This is a genomic window from Hufsiella arboris, from assembly GCF_009834875.1.
GTDB lineage: Bacteria > Bacteroidota > Bacteroidia > Sphingobacteriales > Sphingobacteriaceae > Hufsiella_A > Hufsiella_A arboris.
This window is the reverse complement of record NZ_WVHT01000004.1, coordinates 375,541-395,815: the sequence shown is the minus strand read 5'-3', so window position 1 is coordinate 395,815 and position 20,275 is coordinate 375,541. Positions and strand designations below refer to the sequence as shown.

15 protein-coding genes are annotated in these 20,275 nt (G+C 41.0%); 6 read left to right on the top strand and 9 right to left on the bottom strand.

What is annotated here, in order from left to right; all coding sequences use genetic code 11:
- Nucleotides 1-11: 11 nt before the first annotated feature.
- On the bottom strand, nt 12-632 hold the full coding sequence (locus GS399_RS10945; protein WP_160844657.1) for a CGNR zinc finger domain-containing protein: 621 nt from the start codon (nt 630-632) through the stop codon (nt 12-14).
- A 77-nt stretch (nt 633-709) separates the two neighbouring features.
- On the opposite strand from GS399_RS10945, the gene GS399_RS10940 reads away from it, so the two are divergent.
- From GS399_RS10940 to GS399_RS10920, 5 genes are all read left to right on the top strand, one after another.
- Nucleotides 710-1,636, top strand: a complete 927-nt coding sequence (locus GS399_RS10940; protein WP_160844656.1) for an EamA family transporter — start codon at nt 710-712, stop codon at nt 1,634-1,636.
- Nucleotides 1,637-1,731: 95 nt separating this feature from the next.
- Entirely contained in the window at nt 1,732-2,565 is an 834-nt protein-coding gene (locus GS399_RS10935; RefSeq protein WP_160844655.1) for an ABC transporter ATP-binding protein, read from the top strand.
- A 2-nt stretch (nt 2,566-2,567) separates the two neighbouring features.
- Nucleotides 2,568-3,341 carry a hypothetical protein gene (locus GS399_RS10930; protein ID WP_160844654.1) on the top strand — a complete coding sequence of 258 codons (774 nt, stop codon included), beginning with the start codon at nt 2,568-2,570 and terminating at the stop codon, nt 3,339-3,341.
- A gap of 2 nt (nt 3,342-3,343) precedes the next feature.
- Nucleotides 3,344-3,718, top strand: a complete 375-nt coding sequence (locus GS399_RS10925; protein ID WP_160844653.1) for a GntR family transcriptional regulator — start codon at nt 3,344-3,346, stop codon at nt 3,716-3,718.
- 3 nt (nt 3,719-3,721) lie between these two features.
- On the top strand, nt 3,722-4,426 hold the full coding sequence (locus GS399_RS10920) for a hypothetical protein (protein ID WP_160844652.1): 705 nt from the start codon (nt 3,722-3,724) through the stop codon (nt 4,424-4,426).
- Between the two features lie 64 nt (nt 4,427-4,490).
- On the opposite strand, the gene lepB is transcribed toward GS399_RS10920, so the two are convergent.
- On the bottom strand, nt 4,491-5,594 hold the full coding sequence (lepB, locus tag GS399_RS10915) for a signal peptidase I (RefSeq protein ID WP_160844651.1): 1,104 nt from the start codon (nt 5,592-5,594) through the stop codon (nt 4,491-4,493).
- 157 nt (nt 5,595-5,751) lie between these two features.
- Between lepB and GS399_RS10910 the strand changes: the two genes are divergently transcribed.
- On the top strand, nt 5,752-6,123 hold the full coding sequence (locus GS399_RS10910; protein ID WP_160844650.1) for a hypothetical protein: 372 nt from the start codon (nt 5,752-5,754) through the stop codon (nt 6,121-6,123).
- A gap of 66 nt (nt 6,124-6,189) precedes the next feature.
- Here GS399_RS10910 and GS399_RS10905 read toward each other — a convergent pair whose 3' ends face one another.
- The 7 genes from GS399_RS10905 to GS399_RS10875 form a co-directional block, all read right to left on the bottom strand.
- Nucleotides 6,190-7,629, bottom strand: coding sequence for a TolC family protein (locus GS399_RS10905; RefSeq protein WP_160844649.1), 1,440 nt, complete (start codon nt 7,627-7,629; stop codon nt 6,190-6,192).
- Nucleotides 7,629-8,306, bottom strand: coding sequence for an ABC transporter ATP-binding protein (locus GS399_RS10900; RefSeq protein ID WP_160844648.1), 678 nt, complete (start codon nt 8,304-8,306; stop codon nt 7,629-7,631). Before GS399_RS10900 ends, GS399_RS10905 begins: the two co-directional genes overlap by 1 nt.
- Before the next feature lie 219 nt (nt 8,307-8,525).
- Nucleotides 8,526-10,376 carry an ABC transporter ATP-binding protein gene (locus tag GS399_RS10895; protein WP_160844647.1) on the bottom strand — a complete coding sequence of 617 codons (1,851 nt, stop codon included), beginning with the start codon at nt 10,374-10,376 and terminating at the stop codon, nt 8,526-8,528.
- A 95-nt stretch (nt 10,377-10,471) separates the two neighbouring features.
- Entirely contained in the window at nt 10,472-12,844 is a 2,373-nt protein-coding gene (locus tag GS399_RS10890) for an ABC transporter permease (protein WP_160844646.1), read from the bottom strand.
- Between the two features lie 85 nt (nt 12,845-12,929).
- Nucleotides 12,930-15,326, bottom strand: coding sequence for an ABC transporter permease (locus GS399_RS10885; RefSeq protein WP_160844645.1), 2,397 nt, complete (start codon nt 15,324-15,326; stop codon nt 12,930-12,932).
- Between the two features lie 41 nt (nt 15,327-15,367).
- Nucleotides 15,368-17,785 carry an ABC transporter permease gene (locus GS399_RS10880; protein ID WP_160844644.1) on the bottom strand — a complete coding sequence of 806 codons (2,418 nt, stop codon included), beginning with the start codon at nt 17,783-17,785 and terminating at the stop codon, nt 15,368-15,370.
- Nucleotides 17,786-17,867: 82 nt separating this feature from the next.
- On the bottom strand, nt 17,868-20,270 hold the full coding sequence (locus GS399_RS10875) for an ABC transporter permease (protein ID WP_160844643.1): 2,403 nt from the start codon (nt 20,268-20,270) through the stop codon (nt 17,868-17,870).
- Nucleotides 20,271-20,275 lie beyond the last annotated feature (5 nt).

Genomic DNA, 20,275 nt, shown 5'->3' with positions numbered 1-20,275 from the left:
GGCTGTCTGCCCTATGTTTTTTTGTCTTTCTTCCTGTGGTAGTAACGTTTTGATTTCGCGATACTTCCGCAGTCCTGCATGTCACACCATTTGCGGCTGTGGTTTTTGGTCTCATCTAAAAAGAACCATTCACAGCCGCAGCATTTTTTAATCAGCCTTTGATTTTTGTTAGTTAACAGATCGGAGGCTGACCTTATGAACAAATCGAGGGGCAATCTCAAACCCGCCTGTTTATCTTTATTTTCGAGAGCCAGTTGGTTCCCTGCAAGCGTGTACTGAGGTTTTGCCGGTTCGTTGAGGATCTTATTAAACTTCTTAAGAAGCCCGTTGTCAAGTTCTTTAGCCCGATCGTTTGTAAGTAAAAAAAACACTCTATAAAAAACTGTTCTGACTTTTATGGCTTCTGCGAGAATTCTTTCAGCCTCTTGTACACTGGCTGTCGCAGTTCGTTTTAATTCAGAAAATTCAATTTCATTGATCAAACCGCATTTTCTAATTAACAGGAGCAGGTCCTGATAGGAGTGCAGGCGTTCGGTAATTAAATTCTCACTTTCATTATAGCCTGAATTAATAAAGTCGAGACAGGCAGCGCCGCCAACCAGCTTCATTTCAGGTATTGATTCAAGCTTCATTTAAATAAAAATAGGAATTAAGCATTTTTGTTTGTTGCAATATTACTACCTTTAAAATAAACATAGATGGTAATATTATGAATTCATCTAAAATACCTGTATTGTGGATAGCGCTGGCTTTTTTTGCTATTTATTTTGTGTGGGGAACTACTTACCTGGCAAATGTATATGTGTTGCAGGGAATGGACCCATTTGTTGGTTCAGCAATAAGGTATTTGGTAGCTGGTGTAATCCTTCTGACATATGTTTCCATCAGAACTGGATTTGTTTATAATACAGCAAACATCCGGGTGTCGGCTATTAGCGGGATACTGATGCTGGTGGGTGGATCGGGGCTGGTGGTATTTGCCGAGAAATATATTACTTCCGGGCACGCCGCCGTTCTGATAGCAACGGAACCTATCTGGTTTATCATTCTTGATAAGAAAAATTGGAGGACTTATTTTTCAAATGTTTCAATACTTGCGGGTATTTTAATCGGTTTTGTTGGGATTATGCTTTTTATGCATTTTACACCAGAAGGTGCTGGCCCTCTTGTGCTGCAAAAAGACAAATTAAAGGGAAGTATCATTGTACTTGTCGCCAGTGTCATCTGGGTAATCGGAACGCTTTATGGCAAAAAACGATTAAATGGTACTATATCAAATCTGCAAACAACCTCTCTGCAACTAATATTTGCCGGCATAGCCAGTGCCTTAATTGCAATTCCTAACGGTGGCTGGCATTCATTTGATGCGCCTGCAATTACCTTCAGCGGTTGGTTCGGCTTGGCTTACCTGATTGTTTTCGGTTCGCTTATAGCATACCTTTCTTTCACATGGCTGGTGACAGTGCGTCCGCCCGCAATAGTCAGCACTCATACTTATATCAACCCGGTGGTTGCAATGTTTGCCGGCTGGCTAATTGCTTCCGAGAAAATTAACACCCCGCAAATACTTTGCTTGTTGCTAATTCTGGCCGGCGTTTTCCTGGTGACCTACCGAAAGTCAGAGCAGGCTGCCTAGAAAAGTTGGTTGTTTTTTTTTCGGAAATTTTGATTAGTCAATTTTAATGATACATTTGTAGTGTACTATATAACTAGTACACTAAACTTTTGTATATGATTACAGTTTCCAACCTGACGTTCGGCTATAAAAAAGGAAGGCCATTATTTGAAAACCTTAGTTTGTATTTGGAAGAGGGCCATATTTATGGGCTTCTTGGTAAAAATGGAGCAGGTAAATCGACACTTCTGAAAAATCTTGCCGGCCTGGTTTTTCCGCAGGAGGGAGAATTAGACGTGAACGGACACAATCCCTCACAAAGGCGGCCTTCATTTTTAAGCCAATTATTTTTTATTCCTGAAGAATTATTTATGCCGGCAATCACCGTCAGAGGCTACGTGAAAAATACGGCACATTTTTACCCGCAGTTTGACCGGGAGCAGTTTGAAAATATCCTGCTGGAATTCAATGTTCCCGCTGATCAGGTAATGAGCCGGCTATCTTTCGGACAGCAAAAAAAAGTAATGATTGCTTTCGGATTAGCGAGTAATACATCGTTATTAATCATGGACGAGCCGACCAATGGTTTGGATATCCCCTCGAAAGTGCAATTTCGTAAAATCATCGCATCTGCGCTGACGGAAGATCGTTGCATAATTATTTCAACACACCAGGTACGTGATCTGGACAGCCTGATCGACCAGGTAATTGTCCTTCATGAAAGGGAAATACTGCTGAATAAAAGCCTTGATGAGATATCAGACAAGCTTTTGTTTTTAACCTCGTCTGAAGCGAATGGCCGGAACGTAGTATATGCGGAAGAAAATATGATAGGGACAAACACTATTGCTGAGAACTTATATCAGAAATTCAGCAGGGTAGATATGGAGCTGCTTTTTAACGCGATAATTAATAATCACAAACCGCTGACTGAAATTTTAAACCGATAATCATGGCAAATAATTTCTTCTCTTTCAATCGATTTACAATGCTTTTTGCAAAGCATACGCAGGAACACTACAAAGCCTATCTCATGTCGCTGGGGGTGATATCGGGTATATTAACATTACTTTTTGCGTTCATTGCCTATAACAATAACGGCGTTATCGGACAGGTTTCGCAACTGATCTTATTTTCTACATTTCTTTTAATCGCGGGAGCAATTTTTACAAGCATGATCTTTGCCGATCTGGGGGACAAAAAGAAGGCTATCCAAACGCTGATGCTTCCTGCTTCTTATGTTGAGAAATTTCTTGTTAGCTGGATTTATTCTTTGATTATTTTTCTGATCTGTTTTATCGGAGCATTTTATCTTGTTGTGTTCATAGTCTCTTCGATTTGGGGCAATCCGGAATCAAAATTAATGGATTTATTTTCGGAGGACCTCAAGCCTTATCGTATAATAGGTTTTTATATCATTCTACATTCCATTACACTGATTGGCGCCATTTATTTTGAACGATTACATTTCGTTAAAACAGGTTTTGTCTTTTTTGTTTTCCTTGTTTTACTATCGATTTTAAATCAATTTATAACGTATTTTTTATTTGATGGAAAATTTTCAAAGGCGGTCCCGTTCATCGGCCTTCAGGTTATCGAAGGTGAAAACAGCTGGCCAATTCGGCTGAATGAAAACGCAGATATGCTTACATCGCTAATGTTCTTTACAGTCGCTATAGTTTTTTGGATTTGCGCATTATTCAAACTGAAAGAGAAGGAGATCTGAAGATGGAATTTAGAGATAACGAGGCGATTTATATACAGATCGCAAATTACGTAAACGAAAAAATTCTGCTTGGCAAATGGCCTGCGGAACAGAAGATCCTGTCTGTCCGTGATCTGGCGGTTGAATTACAGGTTAACCCAAATACAGTTATGCGCACCTACGAATTTTTACAGAACCAGGATATTATTTCCAATAAGCGCGGTATCGGTTTTTTTGTAACTGCAGACGCGGTAAACAAAATTCAGACATACCAAAAGGAGCGTTTCTTTAAACAGGAACTTCCCGAATTTTTCAGGACGATTTACCTGCTCAATATCAGTATTGAAGAAATTGACGCGCATTATAAAACATTTAAAACGGAGAATTATAAACCTTAACGCATGAAAACAAGTAATAAACTATTGCTGGCCGCCTTGATAATTTTAACAGGATCAATGGTTGCCTACGACACAGCCTTGAAAGCGGAATATCAGACTGGAAATTTTAAAAGCCGTTTTCGAAATCTGGAACAACAGCAGGTCGGCCAGTTCAATACGATCCGTGTAAATTCTGCCAACCTGATTTCAGTTTCAATAGAGCACAATTCCAGTTCTAAAGTCTGGATCAGCAAATGGGTGAAGGACCGGGTTACGGTTGAAAGTAAAAATGGTGAATTGATTATTGATGTAAAGGAAAAATATAAAGCCGACGAAAGGCAGGTAAGAGGCAGCATCTTAATTCTGTGCCCGAAGGTGGTTAAAATTACAACTAAGTCTGATTCAGCCAATTCGAAATACATCGATAACAGGCAGCTGACTGTCACCGGGTTTGATCAACGTGAGTTAAATCTGGATTTAGGTTTAACGACCGATGCGTTTTTAGAAAAGACAAAATTAAATGCATTAAAAGCAAAAGTCGGCGGCCGCACAGGCGAGTCTTCTCTCATGATCGCTAATAACAATCAAATTGCAACGGCTGATATCGAGGTTCCCGGCAAAAATCATCTGGAATTGCTTGATCCGGATATCAAATCGGCGAAATTAAACCTGGCAGACAGCTCGAAAATTACACTCATGGGACGAGCATTGAGCCTGGTGAAAAAATAAATCTGACTTTAAACCGCAGGCAGCGTAAATGTTTGTTTCCAAGAACGCTGCCTGCGAATTTTTGTTACTTGATATCCCGTAATATCCGGTTCCATCGTATCCTCTTTAATGCAGTTTCGGTACTGTCACTGCTCATCCAGGTGATCATAGCTTTGCCAACTATATGGTCCTCGGGTACGAAACCCCAGGATCGCGAATCTTCAGAATTATGACGATTGTCGCCCATCATCCAGTAATAGTTCATTTTAAACGTATAAGAACCGGCTTTTTTGCCATTTACAAAAAACGCATTGCCGTTTTTAGCGACTGGCGTTAATTCGTAATTTTTGATGGCAGGGCCATAAAGCGCAAGAGTTGAATCATTAAGCGGAATAGTCCATCCCTCCTTCGGTACGGTCAGCGGACCGTAGTTGTCAATATTCCATTTAAACAGCGCGTTATGTGGATATAGACTCTCATCAACGATCTCTTTCGGTAAAATAAAAGGATTGATAGACTTAATGTTCGGCCTGCTTTTGAAATCCGCAAAACTGTCTGCTGGAATGATCATTTCGTAGTCCGTCATGCTAAACTGCCCGCGTATTTCGATGTGAAGCTCGTGAAGCAATTCTGGATTTAGGCTGTTCCCATCTGTTTTTACGAGGTAGGAAGTCTGAGCCTTTGGAGCTGTTGCTACTAGTTTTTTATTTACAAATACATTTGAATTGTTAATTAGAAGGAGGTCACCGGGTGTCGCGATACAGCGCTTGATATAATGTGTCCGCATATCGACCGGCCTGCCTTTTTCAGCGTCCGGCGGATAGTTAAATACGACAACGTCGCCTTGTTTTACGTCTGATAATCCCGGCAGCCTGTAATAGGGCAATTTAATTCCATCCCAATAAGTTTTCAGGTTATATTTTGTAACTGTCGATTCCAGAAATGGCACTGATATCGGGGTAATTGGCATACGGGCGCCATAAGCGAATTTACTGACGAAAAGATAATCGCCTGTCAGGAGAGTGCCTTCCATTGACGCCGATGGAATGGCATAAGCGGAAAAAAGCAAGCCACGAATGATCGTAGAAGCAATGACGGCAAACAAAACGGCATCAAGCCATTCGCGTAATTTGCTTTTTTTGGGCCTGTTTTCTGTGCCGTTTCGCTTTTTGAAGAATTGCAGTTTCATTGATACACCAGTTAGTAATTAGTTATATACAAATTTTTAAGACGTAGCTCGCACGTAATTGTTACACTTTTGCCGAATTGCTCGTCTTACGGCAACGGACATTGGGCCATTGGAAGGCTGATGTAAAACAATTATCCAATCCTGTTATTTATTGGAAATGGGTTATCATTTAGGTTGGCAGGAAATGAACACTTCCAATGATTTAATTTATGATTTATTAAAACAGGCTGAAACCGCCGGCTACATTAATAAGGTCACAGTTAAACCCGAACACAGCAATGCGCTGTCGGAATTAATCAGTATGAATTATCTGCATGAAGAGCGCCCTGACCTGTTTATTTTAACGGAGAAGGGCATCCGCATGGTTAAAATATACGATTCTAATCAGAAGTTAAAGGAGAAAGAAACAGAGGTTATGGGTTTGTTGCAGTTACAGGAGCAGGTTGAGCTGTTAAAAAGAAACAACTGGATGGTGTGGCTGGCTTTAGGAATTTCAGTTTTAACGTTTATCCTGGTAATGATAACCTGATATAATTAGCCAATAAAAAGGCTGCCATAAGACGAAGTATGGCAGCCTTTTTTATTGAACGTGCTGTTACCAGAATAATTTGCCCTGGTAATAGTCCAGGATCTGATTCCTGAAAATGTAATCGTATTTTGTGATGATCAAATTTAATTTGGCACGGTCGAGGTTATTCTTTGCGATATTGTAATCTACGCTGGTTCCAACACCGGCGTTAAGCCTTGCTTCTGCGGCTTTAAATGATTCTGTGTAAGCATCGACCTGCGTTTCCAGTTTTCTATACCTGTCTAACGCCGATTGCTTATTAATATACGCCTGATCAACGGCTTGCTTTAATTGGATCCTGGTTGTTTCTTCAGTGTATTTAGCTTCCCTGTAATCTATTTTGGCCAAAGCAACACGGTTGCGGTAAAACAAACGGCCAAAAATCGGAACTGCCAACCCAACACTAACAGAAGAGCTGAAGTTGTTTTTGATCTGATCTCCATACGGTATTTTGTTCTGGGCATAGTCGTTTTGCATCGAGTAAACCGGTAGTTCGCTGCCGTTAACTTTAACATATTGACCGGTATTGATTTCGGAATTACCTGTAAGGCTGTTTGTAAAGGCAGCGCTCGAGTAATTGCTGTAAAGATTTCCGTTTAATGACAACGTAGGGTAATATTGAGCTCTTGCAACCTGAACACCTTTGTTTGCACTTTGCGTACGATAGGAAGCAGCTTTGATAATCGACAATTGTGTTAGAGCCGATTGGTATATCGAATCGGCGCTGGCGTTATTAATGAGCGACAAATCATCAGCATTCAAACGTTCAACAACGAGTGCTGTGTCATTGGGAACATTCATATTTTTTGCCAGATCAATTTTTGCTGTGTTCAAGGAATTCTTTGCATTGATCATTAAAATTTCATCATTTGCCAGCTGGCCCTTTAAGTCTGATAGTGTTGATGGCGCTATCGAACCATCGCGGTTTAAGATTTCAGAACGATCCACCTGGATGCGGGTCAGCGTTGCCTGATTTACAGCTTGTTGGTATTGATCTTCATTGTTTAGCACCTGCAAATAAGATAAAATCACGGATAACGCAAGATTGTCTTTTTGCTGCTGTAATTCCATTTTTGTTGCCTGGTAAGCGAGAGAGTTTTGTTTTATAGCATGCTGAAGTAATAATCCGCTAAAGAGCGTGATCGAACCATTTGCGGCATAATCGGCAAATTTCAGGCTTTGATCGATATAAGAGTTTGTATACGGATCGATGCTGCGGCCATTGTTAATACCGTGATTAACGCTACCTGAGATGTTAGGCAACAAATTAGCTTTGGCCTGGTTTAAATTAACTTTTTGCGATTCTGACAGCAATTCACTGCGTTTGACATCAAGATTGTTTTTAAAAGCGATTTGGATACATTGATTCAGATCAAGTTTCTTCGCGGTTGAATCCTGCGCTTTTGCCTGGCCAAGCCAAAGTGCGGCTATAAAAAATGCTGTTACGGGTATTCTAAAAAAATTCATCAGAGAGTGGTGTTTGTATCAATTCGGCCATCGAGGAGGTTTATGATGCGGGATCCATACGCGGCATTTTTTTCTGAGTGAGTAACCTGGATAATGGTTATTCCATCTTCCTTGTTAAGCTGTTTGAAAAGCTCCATAATCTCTTCGCCTTGTTTTGAATTCAGGTTGCCGGTAGGTTCATCAGCTAAAATTAGTTTAGGTTTTGATGCGAGAGCCCTCGCGATGCCAACCAGTTGCTGTTGTCCTCCGGATAATTGATTCGGGAAAAGATCTTTTTTACCTACAATTCCAAAGCGGTCAAGAATATCAGCAACGATAGCCTTGCGCTCCGAGCTTTTCATGTCTTTATATATCAGCGGTGTTTCGATGTTTTCATAAACTGTGAGCTCATCGATCAGGTGATAAGCCTGGAATACGAATCCGATATAATCCTTATAAAGCTGCGAACGTTGTTTTTCTTTCAGGCGGAACACTTCCTGGTCCTGGAAAATATAGGTCCCTTCAGATGCTTCGTCAAGCATGCCGATGATATTTAAAAGGGTACTTTTTCCAGATCCAGAAGGCCCCATAATCGAAATAAATTCGCCTTGCTGAATGTCGAGATTGATGTCCTTCAAAATAAAGTTTCGATTTCCGCCGACGTTATACCACTTAAATATGTTCTTTAAAGCTATCATCTTGTTTGTTTGTAAATTTTATAGTCTTCCGATCGAGGCATATCGCCTGATCGTTAAAACATTCATTCCATCATTTGCAGATAGAATGCCAGTGTCAAAATACTTTGATTTGCAGTAGTTTAATGCGATTTTAAATTTGGAGGTGTCCGATATCGCACAGTTTTCGTTCAAAAGCGGACGGGTGAGCGTTCAGCTTTGAGCAATCAGCTTTAAGCATAGTTACCGGTATCCCATTGCCTGCAGGTCAAAAAGCTCAGCATAACGGCCGCCTTTTTGAAGCAGCTCCTCATGGCTACCCAGCTCAATAATTTCTCCTTTATCAAGCACCAGGATACGGTCGGCCATGCGAACCGTAGAAAAACGGTGAGAAATCAGCACTGCCGATTTGCCATGCGTTAACTCAGCAAAACGCTGGAAAACTTCGTATTCAGCACGAGCATCCAGCGCAGCTGTCGGTTCATCCAATATCAACAGCTGCGTATCTTTCATGTAGGCTCTCGCCAGTGCAACCTTCTGCCATTCTCCGCCCGATAATTCGACACCGTTTGTAAACCGCTTGCCCAACATCTGATCGTAATGTTCCGGAAGCCGGTTGGCCAGAACATCCGCCAGGCTTTGTTCGGCAGATGTTTCAATTAAATTCCGGTTGTCTTTTTCGCTAATGTTTCCCGCGGCTATATTCTGAGCAAGCGTCATCTGGTAACGCAGGTAATCCTGGAAGATAACGCCGGTATTTTCGCGAAGTTCGGTTAAATCATATTCTTTTAGATCGATTCCATCCAGCAGTATCCGGCCTTCAGTAGGATCATACAAACGTGCAAGCAGCTTAACCAGGGTCGTCTTCCCCGCACCGTTTTCGCCAACCAACGCCAATTTTTCACCTGGCTTTAAGGTGAAGCTGAGGTGACGGTTAGCCCATCGTTCGGAATGCAGGTATTTAAATCCTACGTCTTCAAAGGTGAAACCAGTTTGAATTGGTTTGGGAAAGGACAGCGGCTTGGCCGAAAGCTTAATTTTAGGTTTGATTTCGAAGAATTCAAAGAAATCGCTAAGATAAATTGCTCCCTGTGACACGGAAGTGAACCGCGTAAGAACGCCCTCTAACAACGATCGCATTTGCCTGAACGAACCGGCCAGAAATGTCAGTTCGCCGATAGTTACTTTACCCTGGATGGTTCGGATAATGATTACCACGTATGCCGAATAATAGCCAAGACTTCCCAGCATAGAAAAAAAAGTTCCCCAGCTCGCTCTGCGTATAACGAGCTTTCGATTGTCGAGATAAAACTTATTGGAAAGTGTACGAAAACGGTCGATTATAAATCCAGAAAGGTTAAATGTTTTTACTTCCTTCGCCGTTTCATCACTGGCGCCGAGGTAGCGAAAGTAATCCAGTTCACGCCGTTCCGGGGTTTGGCCGCGCGTTAGAGCGTAAGTGCGGTCGTTAAAATACGACTCTCCTAAAAACGACGGGATGACTGCTACAAAAAGCAAAAGGATCAACCATGGATTAAATACCGCTAATCCGGCAGCCAGAAATCCAATGGTAATCATGTCCTGGATCTGGCTCATGACCTGCGACAGCAATATCGTGCGACCGATGGTTTGCTGCCGGGCACGTTCCATTTTATCGTAGAATACTGAATCTTCAAACTGATCAAGATCAAGCGTGGCGGCGTGGGCCATGATCTTGATAGATGTGTGATTGGAAAACAAATCGCCAAGAAGGCTATCGATCAAAATGATCGCCCGGTTTAAAGCATCCGAAAAAATTGCCAGTCCAAATTCAAGAGCGATTAATTCCCATAAATAGTTATGTACCTCTGCCGAATGGTTGCTGAGAAAAACAACCTGGTCGATAATCAGCTTACCAACATATAAAATTGCTAATGGAATGGCTGAACGCAGCAACCGCAATAATGAACTGCCGAGCGTCATCCACTTATTGGTTTGCCATACCAGCTTCAAAAATTCCGGCAGATTTTTCAAAGCAGCCAGTCTATCCTTTAAAGTTAAAGACGACGCCTGAATACGATTTTTAGGTTTTTGCTCATAACGACTTTTGCTCATGAAGTAAAGTTAGGGAATCAGGAGCAGGTATCGCTGGGATTCGAGCGCTATAACTATGGTTCATGGTCTAATAATTTATGGACCATCATAGTTCGTCATTCCGTTCTTAAACTCTTCACCGGATTTGCCATCGCGGCTTTTATCGCCTGGAAGCTGATCGTTATGAGGGTAATCAGCATAGCGATTACTCCTGCAATTGCAAACATCCACCAGTTTATAGGAATACGGTACACGAAATTTTGTATCCACTTATTCATGACCCACCACGCGATTGGCGACGCAACCAGGATCGAGATAAAGACCAGCTTTACAAAATCTGCCGAAAGCATCGAAACGATCCCTTTTATCGGTGCTCCCAGGATTTTTCGGATACCTATTTCCTTAGTACGGTGCTCAACTTCAAAAGCAACGAGACTGAATACACCAAGCGATGATATGACAATGGCTATGCAAGCGAAAATCAACGTCAGGTGCGAGGTTCTTGTGTCTTCCGTATAAAGCTCGCTAAACTGTTCGTCCAGAAAACTGTATTCAAGCGGAACTTCGGGAAGGTTTTTCTTCCATACTGTTTCAACGGCTGCGAGTGCTTCCCGGGTATGATTTCCTGAAATTCTCACTGCGAAATACGATCGCCAATCGGCATTGTTAAAAATAACAAGCGGCCCGATTTTATCGTGCATGCTTTTGAATGTAAAATCTTTCGCTATACCAATGATCTGACCCGTATCACCTTTGAAAACGAATTGCTGCCCTATAGCCGGTTCCCTGATACTAAGCGTTTTTAAAGCGGTTTCATTCAAAACCACGTTGTGTTTGTCGGATGTATTTCTGTTAAACCATCGGCCGCTCTGCATCTTCAAATCCATGGTTTTTTGAAAATCCTCATCAACAGAAAGCTGAGCAATGGTTGGTCGCAAAGAAGTATCGCGGCCAGCCCAATCAGCACACCCGCTGCAAGCACTTCCCATATTTACCAGCGGTTGATTAGACGTCGTTACACTTTGAACAGCGCTTTGCGCCAGTAGTTCCTGCTTCATCGTTTTCAGCAATGCATTTTTTCTGTCCCGATTAATTGTAAACGGCAGCGCGAAAGACACAACTTGTGATTTACTATAGCCTAAATCCTTCTGCTGTATAAACTGCATTTGTTTATAAATAACTAGCGTAGCGGCTATCAATATCACTGAGACGATAAATTGAATAATAACAAGTCCCTTTCTGAATGTATTGTCCTTCACCTTTAAGATTGTAACGCCTCTGAAAACATTTATCGGGCTGAAGGAAGAAAGGAGCAGGGCCGGATAAATGCTATTCAGGATAAAAGAACTGATAAGTGTTACACCTGATACCTGTAGCAGTATCGGTAATGAATAGCGGAAATCGAAATCTTTTCCGGTAAGTTCATTGAACAGGGGTAGGAAAAACCGAACCAAGATAAGCGTTATAACTGCCGCTACCAGGCTGGTTAGAAATGACTCGCCGATAAACTGGGTAAAAAGGTCTGATCGGCTGGCGCCGGTAATCTTGCGAATGCTTACCTCTTTTGCCCGAAGGCCGGCTTTAGCTGTCGACAAGTTAACGTAATTAATGCAGGCGATAAGCAGTAGCAAGCCGCCAATCAGCGAGATGATCAAAACTGTGTTCTTATTGCCATGATTGAAGACGGAGTTCTGTATTTCGGTTTCAAAATGCATGTCGCTCAAAGAAATCATACTAACCGGCACGTTGTCACTTGCTTTTCCTTTCAGTTTGATCACATCGTTGATTTTCCTGGTCGCCCGTTCCATATTAACACCAGGGGCGAGCTTAACGAAGGTGATATAGTTTGCGTTATCCCAATTTTCATCATTGGCGCGAATTTTAGGATTGGTTAGCAGCGCGGAGATTGGCAGAAATGCCTTGTACTGGAAGCTGGAATTTGGTGACGCATCCGGCACAATTCCACGGACCTGGTAATCTACGCTGTCTATATGAAGCGACTGACCAACTGGATTCGCGTCAGCAAAAAATCTTCGCGCTTCCGATTTTGTCAAAATAATGCTGAAAGGATTTGCATTGAAAGCAGTGGTGCTGCCGGCAATAAAGCGGTAATTAAACATGCTGAACCAATCGTCATCTACATAAGCATAATCTTTTCCATAGAATAGATTTCCCTTTAAACTTACAACCGGCAGGTTGTTTGTATTCAAGCGGGCGGTTTTCTGCACATCCGGCAGCTCCGTTCTGATTGCTTCAGCAAGTAAAAGCGGAGTACTTTCCCAAACCCAGCCAATTGACGGAACGCGAGTGGTTAAACGATAAATTTGCTTTTGATCGGGCTGAGAATCAAAATTCCTTTCGTTTTGCGCCCATAAAAATATCAGCACAGCTGCGGTCATCCCAACAGAAAGCCCGAAAATGTTTATAAAGCTGGTTGCCTTATGCTTTATGATGTTCCGCCACGCGGTTTGAAAATAGTTTTTTAGCATCGTTTTTTGGTGTAAGGTATCGGGCATCAGGTTGAGATACCACGTTCGGGCTTGGGCACTTAGACCCGGCCGAGATAACAGATTCTTATTCCGTTCTTAAGCTTTTAACAGGATTCGCAATTGCCGCTTTAACAGCCTGGAAACTAACTGTAAATAAAGCGATCAGTATTACCAATAGTCCGGCGGAAACGAATATTTCCCAACCGAGATTTATTCGATAAGGATAGTTTTGGAGCCATTTATTAGCGGCAAGCCATGCTAACGGCACGGCAATCACCAAAGAGATTGCAACCAACCTGATAAAATCAACTGAAAGTATTGTCACAACATGATTTACCGATGCGCCAAGTACTTTACGTATACCGATTTCCTTAATTCTTTTTTCAGCCGTTAAAACCGACAAGCCAAATAAGCCAATACATGAGATAAAAATCGTCAATACGGCACTGTATAGCATGATTTGTTTCCACTTCGCTTCAGCTTCGTAGTTTTTTAAATTCTCTTCATTTTTAAAAGTGTAGCTGTAGGGGTTTAGCGGAAAAAGTCTTTTGAATGTTTTTTGGATGAAGTCCAGGCTAGCCGTTTCTTTTCCGGCTTTGATCTTAATGAAGGCAACACCAAATCCGTTGTCTTTCATGGTAAATAACTGCGGGGATATCTCCTGACCAAGGGATTGAAAATGGTAATCTTTTACAACGCCGATAACTGTGTATTTTTTATTGTTGTCATACCAAAAATTAAGCTTTTGTTCGAGCGGATTTTTCCAGCGTGCTTTTTTAACAAACGCTTCGTTGACGAGTACTGAGTTGTCGGCGTCGGAAGGGTAAAATTTTGAAAAATTCCGGCCCTGCTGCAGTTTTATTTTAAGAAGCGGAACGTAGCTCTCATCCACGGTTTCATAAGAAAATTGCATAGTCGAATCTGAGCTTGTTTTTGCAACCGTACCCCATTGACCTCCGTTTTTTGGCGAAAAACCAGTAATGGAAGGATTCTTCATAAGCTCTGTTTTAAAAAGCTTTGCTTCATCCTTACTAAGCGACTGCTTGTTTACCATCACAAGGTTGTTATCATCATACCCTAATTTTTCATGTGTCAAAAAATTGAACTGCGAATACAAGGTAAACGTAGCGATAATCAAAAATGACGCGAGGGCAAACTGGACAACAACCAGTAATCGCTGGATGTAATTTTTACCGCCCGGGATGAAACGGTTGTACAAGGTGTCTACCGGCTTATAACCCGATAGTATCAGCGCCGGATAAATTCCCGCAAGGAAACCTGTAAGTAAAAACAGTAAAACATAGCCGGATATCAATTTCACATCAAGCAAATAGGAAAGTGACAATGCTTTATTCGAGAGATTATTAAATACAGGCGTAACGAGCTGAACCAATAATATAGCTAGTAAAAAGGCCAGCAGGCTTAGCAGGAAGGTTTCACCAAGGAACTGAAATATCAACTGTTTCCTTTCACTTCCGATGACTTTACGAATGCCGATTTCCTTCGTACGCCGCAAGGCCCGGGCGATAGTTAGGTTTACAAAATTGATACAAGCAATAAGCAATATGAACAGGACAATGCCTGAAAGTATGTATGAATAAAGCGGTTTACTGGCATTTGTTAAACCATTTTGCGCAGGAAAATCGGTACTTAAGTGCATATCAGCATACGATTGTAACTGATAGATAGTCTTGTTATTCATCGGACCGTATTTTTCGGTCAATATTTTCACAGCGTTCTTCGAATCCTGCTCGTAAAACCGCTGCATGCCCTTTTGCACCGCCGTTAAATTGGCGTTCGGTTGAAGTACCACGAAAGTATTCAAAAATATATTGAACCAGTTTTCAGGATTTTGTTCCTGTTCGGCCGCCACCTTTAAAGGCAGCAGCATATTAAATTGTATTGAAGAATTTTCCGGCGTTTTTTTTACTACAGCGGTAACCGTATAAGGCTTAAAGCCATCATCCTCTTTTATTTGCATGATTTTACCTACGGCATTCGCGGTACCGAATTGTTTTTTTGCCTCCTCCTCGCTTAAAACGACCGAGTAAGGGTCTTTCAGGCAATTGAGCTTGTTACCATATTCGAGCGGAAAGGAGAATATGGAAAAGAAACTTGAATCGACGTACAGCAGTTCGCTTGAAGTGATTTCATCAGCTCTTTTAACATCCCGGGATCCGCTTTGTATGCGCACAAAAGATTTAATGCCAGGGACATTTGCCGCAAACTTCGGCCCCTGGAAGTAACCGGTGTTCGGATCATTACCGGTTTTCTTTCCGGATTTGTCTCTCTCCTGCCTAACGACACGATAGATATTTTTTACGTTGTCGTGGAAGCGGTCATAACTTACCTCGTCTTTTACGTATAACATAATCAGCATCGAACAGGCCAGCCCAATACCAAGGCCGGCAATGTTGATAAATGCGTAAATCTTGTTTCGTCCAAGATTGCGTAATGCGATTGTTAAATAATTCTTTAGCATAACTTCATTATTTAATGCACGAAAGTTTTCTTAACCGTTTATTATTCTGTTCGTAAACTTTTTACCGGATTCGCTATTGCCGCTTTTACAGCCTGAAAACTAATGGTTGCAAACGCTATTATTAAGGCGATGGCTGATGCAGCGAGAAATACCCACCAGGCAATGTCGATGCGGTAAGCAAAATCGCTGAGCCAGTTTTTCATTGCATACCAGGTAATTGGAAAAGCGATTAACGCGGCAATTCCTACCAGTAAAAGGAAGTCGATTGACAGTAGTTGTACGATACCGACAACACTCGCTCCCAGTACTTTGCGTATTCCAATTTCTTTAATTCGTTGTGTGATAGTGAAAGCCGAAAGGCCGAACAAGCCAAGGCAGGCGATTAAAATCGCAATGCAGGCGAATAAAGAAAAAATGGTTTGTTGTTGCTTTTCGCTTTTATACAGATCAGAAAAACGATCGTCAAGGAAATTATATTCAAAAGGTACCTCTGGAAGGTGTTTTTTCCAGGTATTTTGGATATGGCTGATGGCTGTTTGCGGATCACCGGTTATTTTAACTGAAATTCTGTTGTAGTCATTTCTTACTCTGGAATTTAAAAGAACAAGCGGTAATATGCGCTGGTGCAGCGATTCGAAATTAAAATCGTTTATAACACCGGTAATTTGTCCTGTACGATCGCCATATTTAAACTGCTTGCCAATGGCCGATTCGTTGGAAGGCAAACCTAAGGCCCTGACTGCGCTTTCGTTTAAAATGAATGAGGATGTGTCGCTACCATCAGTGCCCTTGAAATTTCTTCCGGCTTTTATTTTTACGGAATAAGCGGGAATGAAATCTTCGTCGGCAGTAACATATTTAATGTCTGCTTTGGTAGGGGCAAGCGTATTTCCATTACTTATTTGTGATCCGTTAGCATCCAACAAGCGCCCCGAAGGGATACGGCTTGAGCGTGCAACGTTTTTAATGGCTGTGTTGGAAAGTAAATCATTTTTAAACGACTGGTAAGAGTTGTTCAGTCCGGCATTTTCACTGATTACCAAAACTCTGTCTTTCTCAAAACCCAACGATTTATTTTGAATATAGCTTAGCTGCTGAAAAACAATCACAGTGCTGATGATCAAAATGATTGAGACTGCAAATTGAAATACCACCAAAACCTTCCGCATGGATAAGGTTCGCTCGCCAGTTTTAATCAAGCCTTTTAAAACTTTTACCGGTTTAAATGACGACAGGAATAAAGCCGGATAAATACCGGAGAGAATGCCAATTATGAACGGCAGAATAATCGCTGGAAGAATGATCTTCGCCTGCAACAAGTTATTAATAGTTAGCGATTTGCCAGCAATGCCATTAAGCCATGGGAGTACGAGCCAGGTTAAAACGCATGACAGCAGTGTTGCGAAACAACAGATCAAAACGCTTTCGCTAAGGAACTGCGCAACAAGTTCAGATTTTGAAGCACCGGCAACTTTCCGCACTCCAATTTCTTTGGCCCGTAATGACGATCTTGCGGTAGCTAGATTCATGTAATTGATGCAAGCGATAATAAGAATCAGCAGGCCAATAATCGAAAAAACATAAACCCGTTTAATGTCACCGTTTTCTTCCAGTTCCGAATCTTTATGGGAACGGAGATGTATATCGGTTAGTTTTTTTAACGATATGGACGTCCATTTTGACGCTTTATTCGCGTCATCAGGCACATGGCGGTCAATGAACGCTGGGAATTGTGCTTCCAGGTTTTTGGGGTTATAATTTTCGGGAAGCAGGATATAATCATAAAACGAGTTGTTTCCCCAATTGGTGCGCAGTTGTTCTGCTCCGTAAATCGATGAATCGCGAAGCGTAGAAAACGACATCATTAACTCCGGGTGCCAGTGCGAATTAGAGGGGAGCGCCTGGTAAACGCCGGTTACTTTGCAGGTAAATTGTTGATTGAGCTTAATGAGTTTGTTTATCGGATCGGTGTCACCGAAATATTTTTTTGCGGATTCTTCCGTCAGCATAATGGAATACGGCTCTTTAAGCGCAGTTAGCGGATTCCCTTTCAACAAGGTGACATCGAAAACGTTAAAGAGATTTTCATCTGTGAAATAGAAGTCTCGTTCATTAAATATCTTGTTGTTATACTGAAGTGTCGCTTCGCCTCCAGGTAAAATGCTTGTAATCGATTTGATCTCTTTAAAGTCGTTTTGCAACAGTTGGGCAAATGGTGGCGCGACGGCACCAAGTTCAAGTGAAATAGTTTTGTTATCCGGGTTTAAGAACGTACGTTCTACACGGTAAATGTTCTGTGCATTTTTATGAAAACGATCGTAATTCAATTCATCCAACACAAATGCCAGGATAAGAAGGCAGCATGTAATCCCCACAGTTAATCCAAGAATGTTGATCAGCGAAACATATTGGTAACGCTGTAAATTTCGAAGGGCTGATTTTATGTGGTTCTTTAGCATGATTATGAAGATTTCAGCTCTCAGTTATCAGCTTCGAGCTTTCGTATTTGCATTTAACTATAAACTGACCGCTGATCGCTCTTTATTCTGTTCTTAAACTCTTAACCGGGTTTGCAATCGCCGCTTTGATGGATTGAAAGCTTATTGTAATTATCGTTATCACAATTACTGAAATGGCTGCAATCAAATACACATAAACCGAGATTTGAATTCGGTAAGCGAAGCTTTGCAACCAGTTATTCATTAACCACCAGGATACCGGAAATGCAATCACTACCGCCAGCAATACAAGTTTTAAAAAATCTTTCGATAACATCGCAATGATGCTGCTTACAGAAGCGCCGATTACTTTTCGAATACCAATTTCTTTTCTTCTTTTTTGCGCGGTAAATGCAGCCAATCCAAATAAACCCAAACAGGAAATTATAATTGCGATACCTGCGAAGTATTTTGATAAAGCAGCCACACGTTGTTCTGATGCATATAAAGCTTCATAATCCTCATCAACAAAAGCATAGTTCAGCGCTTCCCCTGTATAAGATTTATAAAATTTTAAAAGTTTTTCAATCGTTGCTTTTTCATTGCCTGCTTTTATTCGCACGGCAATTTTTGAAACCCTCGCATTCATGCTTAAATCAAAAAAGCAGGGTTTGATATTTTCATATAAAGATTGGAAGTGAAAATTTTTTGTTACTCCGATAATTTGCTTTTTGTTGCCCCAGATAGTTATGTTTTTACCAACAGGATCTATAAGCCCCATTGCCTTTACCGCAGCTTCATTTAAAACAACTTTATCATCATCTGACCCAAATGCTGTTGAATAGGGGCGTCCTTCTTTCATTTGTATGCCCAGCGTTTCAATAAAATTGTAGCCGCATGCGATATCCGTAAACGAAGTTTGATCGTCAGCGGGTTTGCCCTGCCATATTACATCAGTAGTGCCACCTTCTCTGTTCACAATGCTGTGCCTGAAATTAGAAGCATTTGCAACTCCAGGTATGGTTTTTATCTGTTGAAGAAATGTTTCCAAATCTTTGTATACCGCACCTTGTTTAAAGTCAGCGTCATTAGCTGATAATTTTCCACCTTTATCAAAATAAATCACATGATCTCTTTCATAGCCGAGATTGGTTGTTTCAATTAATTGCATTTGCTGGTAAACGATCATTACCGATATAATCAGCACAACCGACACAGTAAACTGGAATACAACTAATCCTTTACGCATCCACAATTCGCCGATAGTATTTTTTAGCGCGCCTTTTAATACCAGTACTGGTTTAAAGTGTGAAAGATAAAAGGCCGGATAACTGCCCGCGATAATGCCCGTGATAAGCGTTATAGTGGTTATCGCTAAAATGAAATTTGTATCAAACTGAAGATTGAAATCTTTCCCGGTAAGCTGTTTAAAAGCCGGCAACAAAATAATTACGATAGCGATTGCCAAAAACAATGATAAAAATGCCATCAATATTGATTCAGATAAATACTGAATGATAAGCGAACGACGGCTGGCGCCAACTATCTTTTGTATGCCTATTTCTTTTATCCGTTTTAATGCTCTTGCTGTAGATAAGTTCATGAAATTGATGCATGCAATAAGCAATATGAATATCGTGATGATAAAAAATAGTTTCACATATTCAATTCTTCCGCCTGAAGGAACTCCATTTACATAACGGTTGTAGAGATAGGTATCTGAAAAAAGCTGAGCAAATAAAACCTGTTTTGAATCTGCATTTTTTGTTTTTACAAAACCTGCAATTTTTTTACTGAATATATGTGCGTCAGATTTTTTCTTCAAAAGCACATAGGTGTAAGGGTCATTGTTTGTCCATTTTAATAATTTGGAATTTTTATCAAGAAATTGAGCGTAGTTGAATACTGCATCAAACTGTATGGTGGAATTGGACGATTGTTTTTCAAAAATTCCGGTAACGATGTAATTTTCATTAAAGCCCTGCTGGTTCCATTCGATAGTTTTACCAATAACATTATTGGTTGTGCCGAATATTTTTAAAGCCAATTGTTTTGAGATGGCAAGGTTATTTTTTGAGCTGAACAATTGGTTTGCATTCCCCTCAATAAAACTACAAGGGAAAATGCTGAAGTAATTGTTGCTCACAAATTGTCCATCCGCTCTTATATGTGTGTCATTAAAAGAAAACAATCCCTTTTCGGCGAACCAAGTTGATGGAATAACAGAAGCAGCATACTCCACTTCAGGCATTTCTATTTGAAGCGCATCTGCCAGTAAACCCGGCGTATTTTCAATCGCGCCGTTACCATCAGATACAGATTGCATTACCTGGTAAACACGGTCATCATTTTGATTAAATTTATTTATATGCAACTCGTCACTTATCCATATGTAAACCAATATGGCACTGGCTAATCCCGCAGAAAGCCCGATCAGGTTCAGGAAAGTAAACTGGCGGTTTGCAGTGATATTACGCCACGAAATTTTAAGATAATTGCGAAACATAAAAA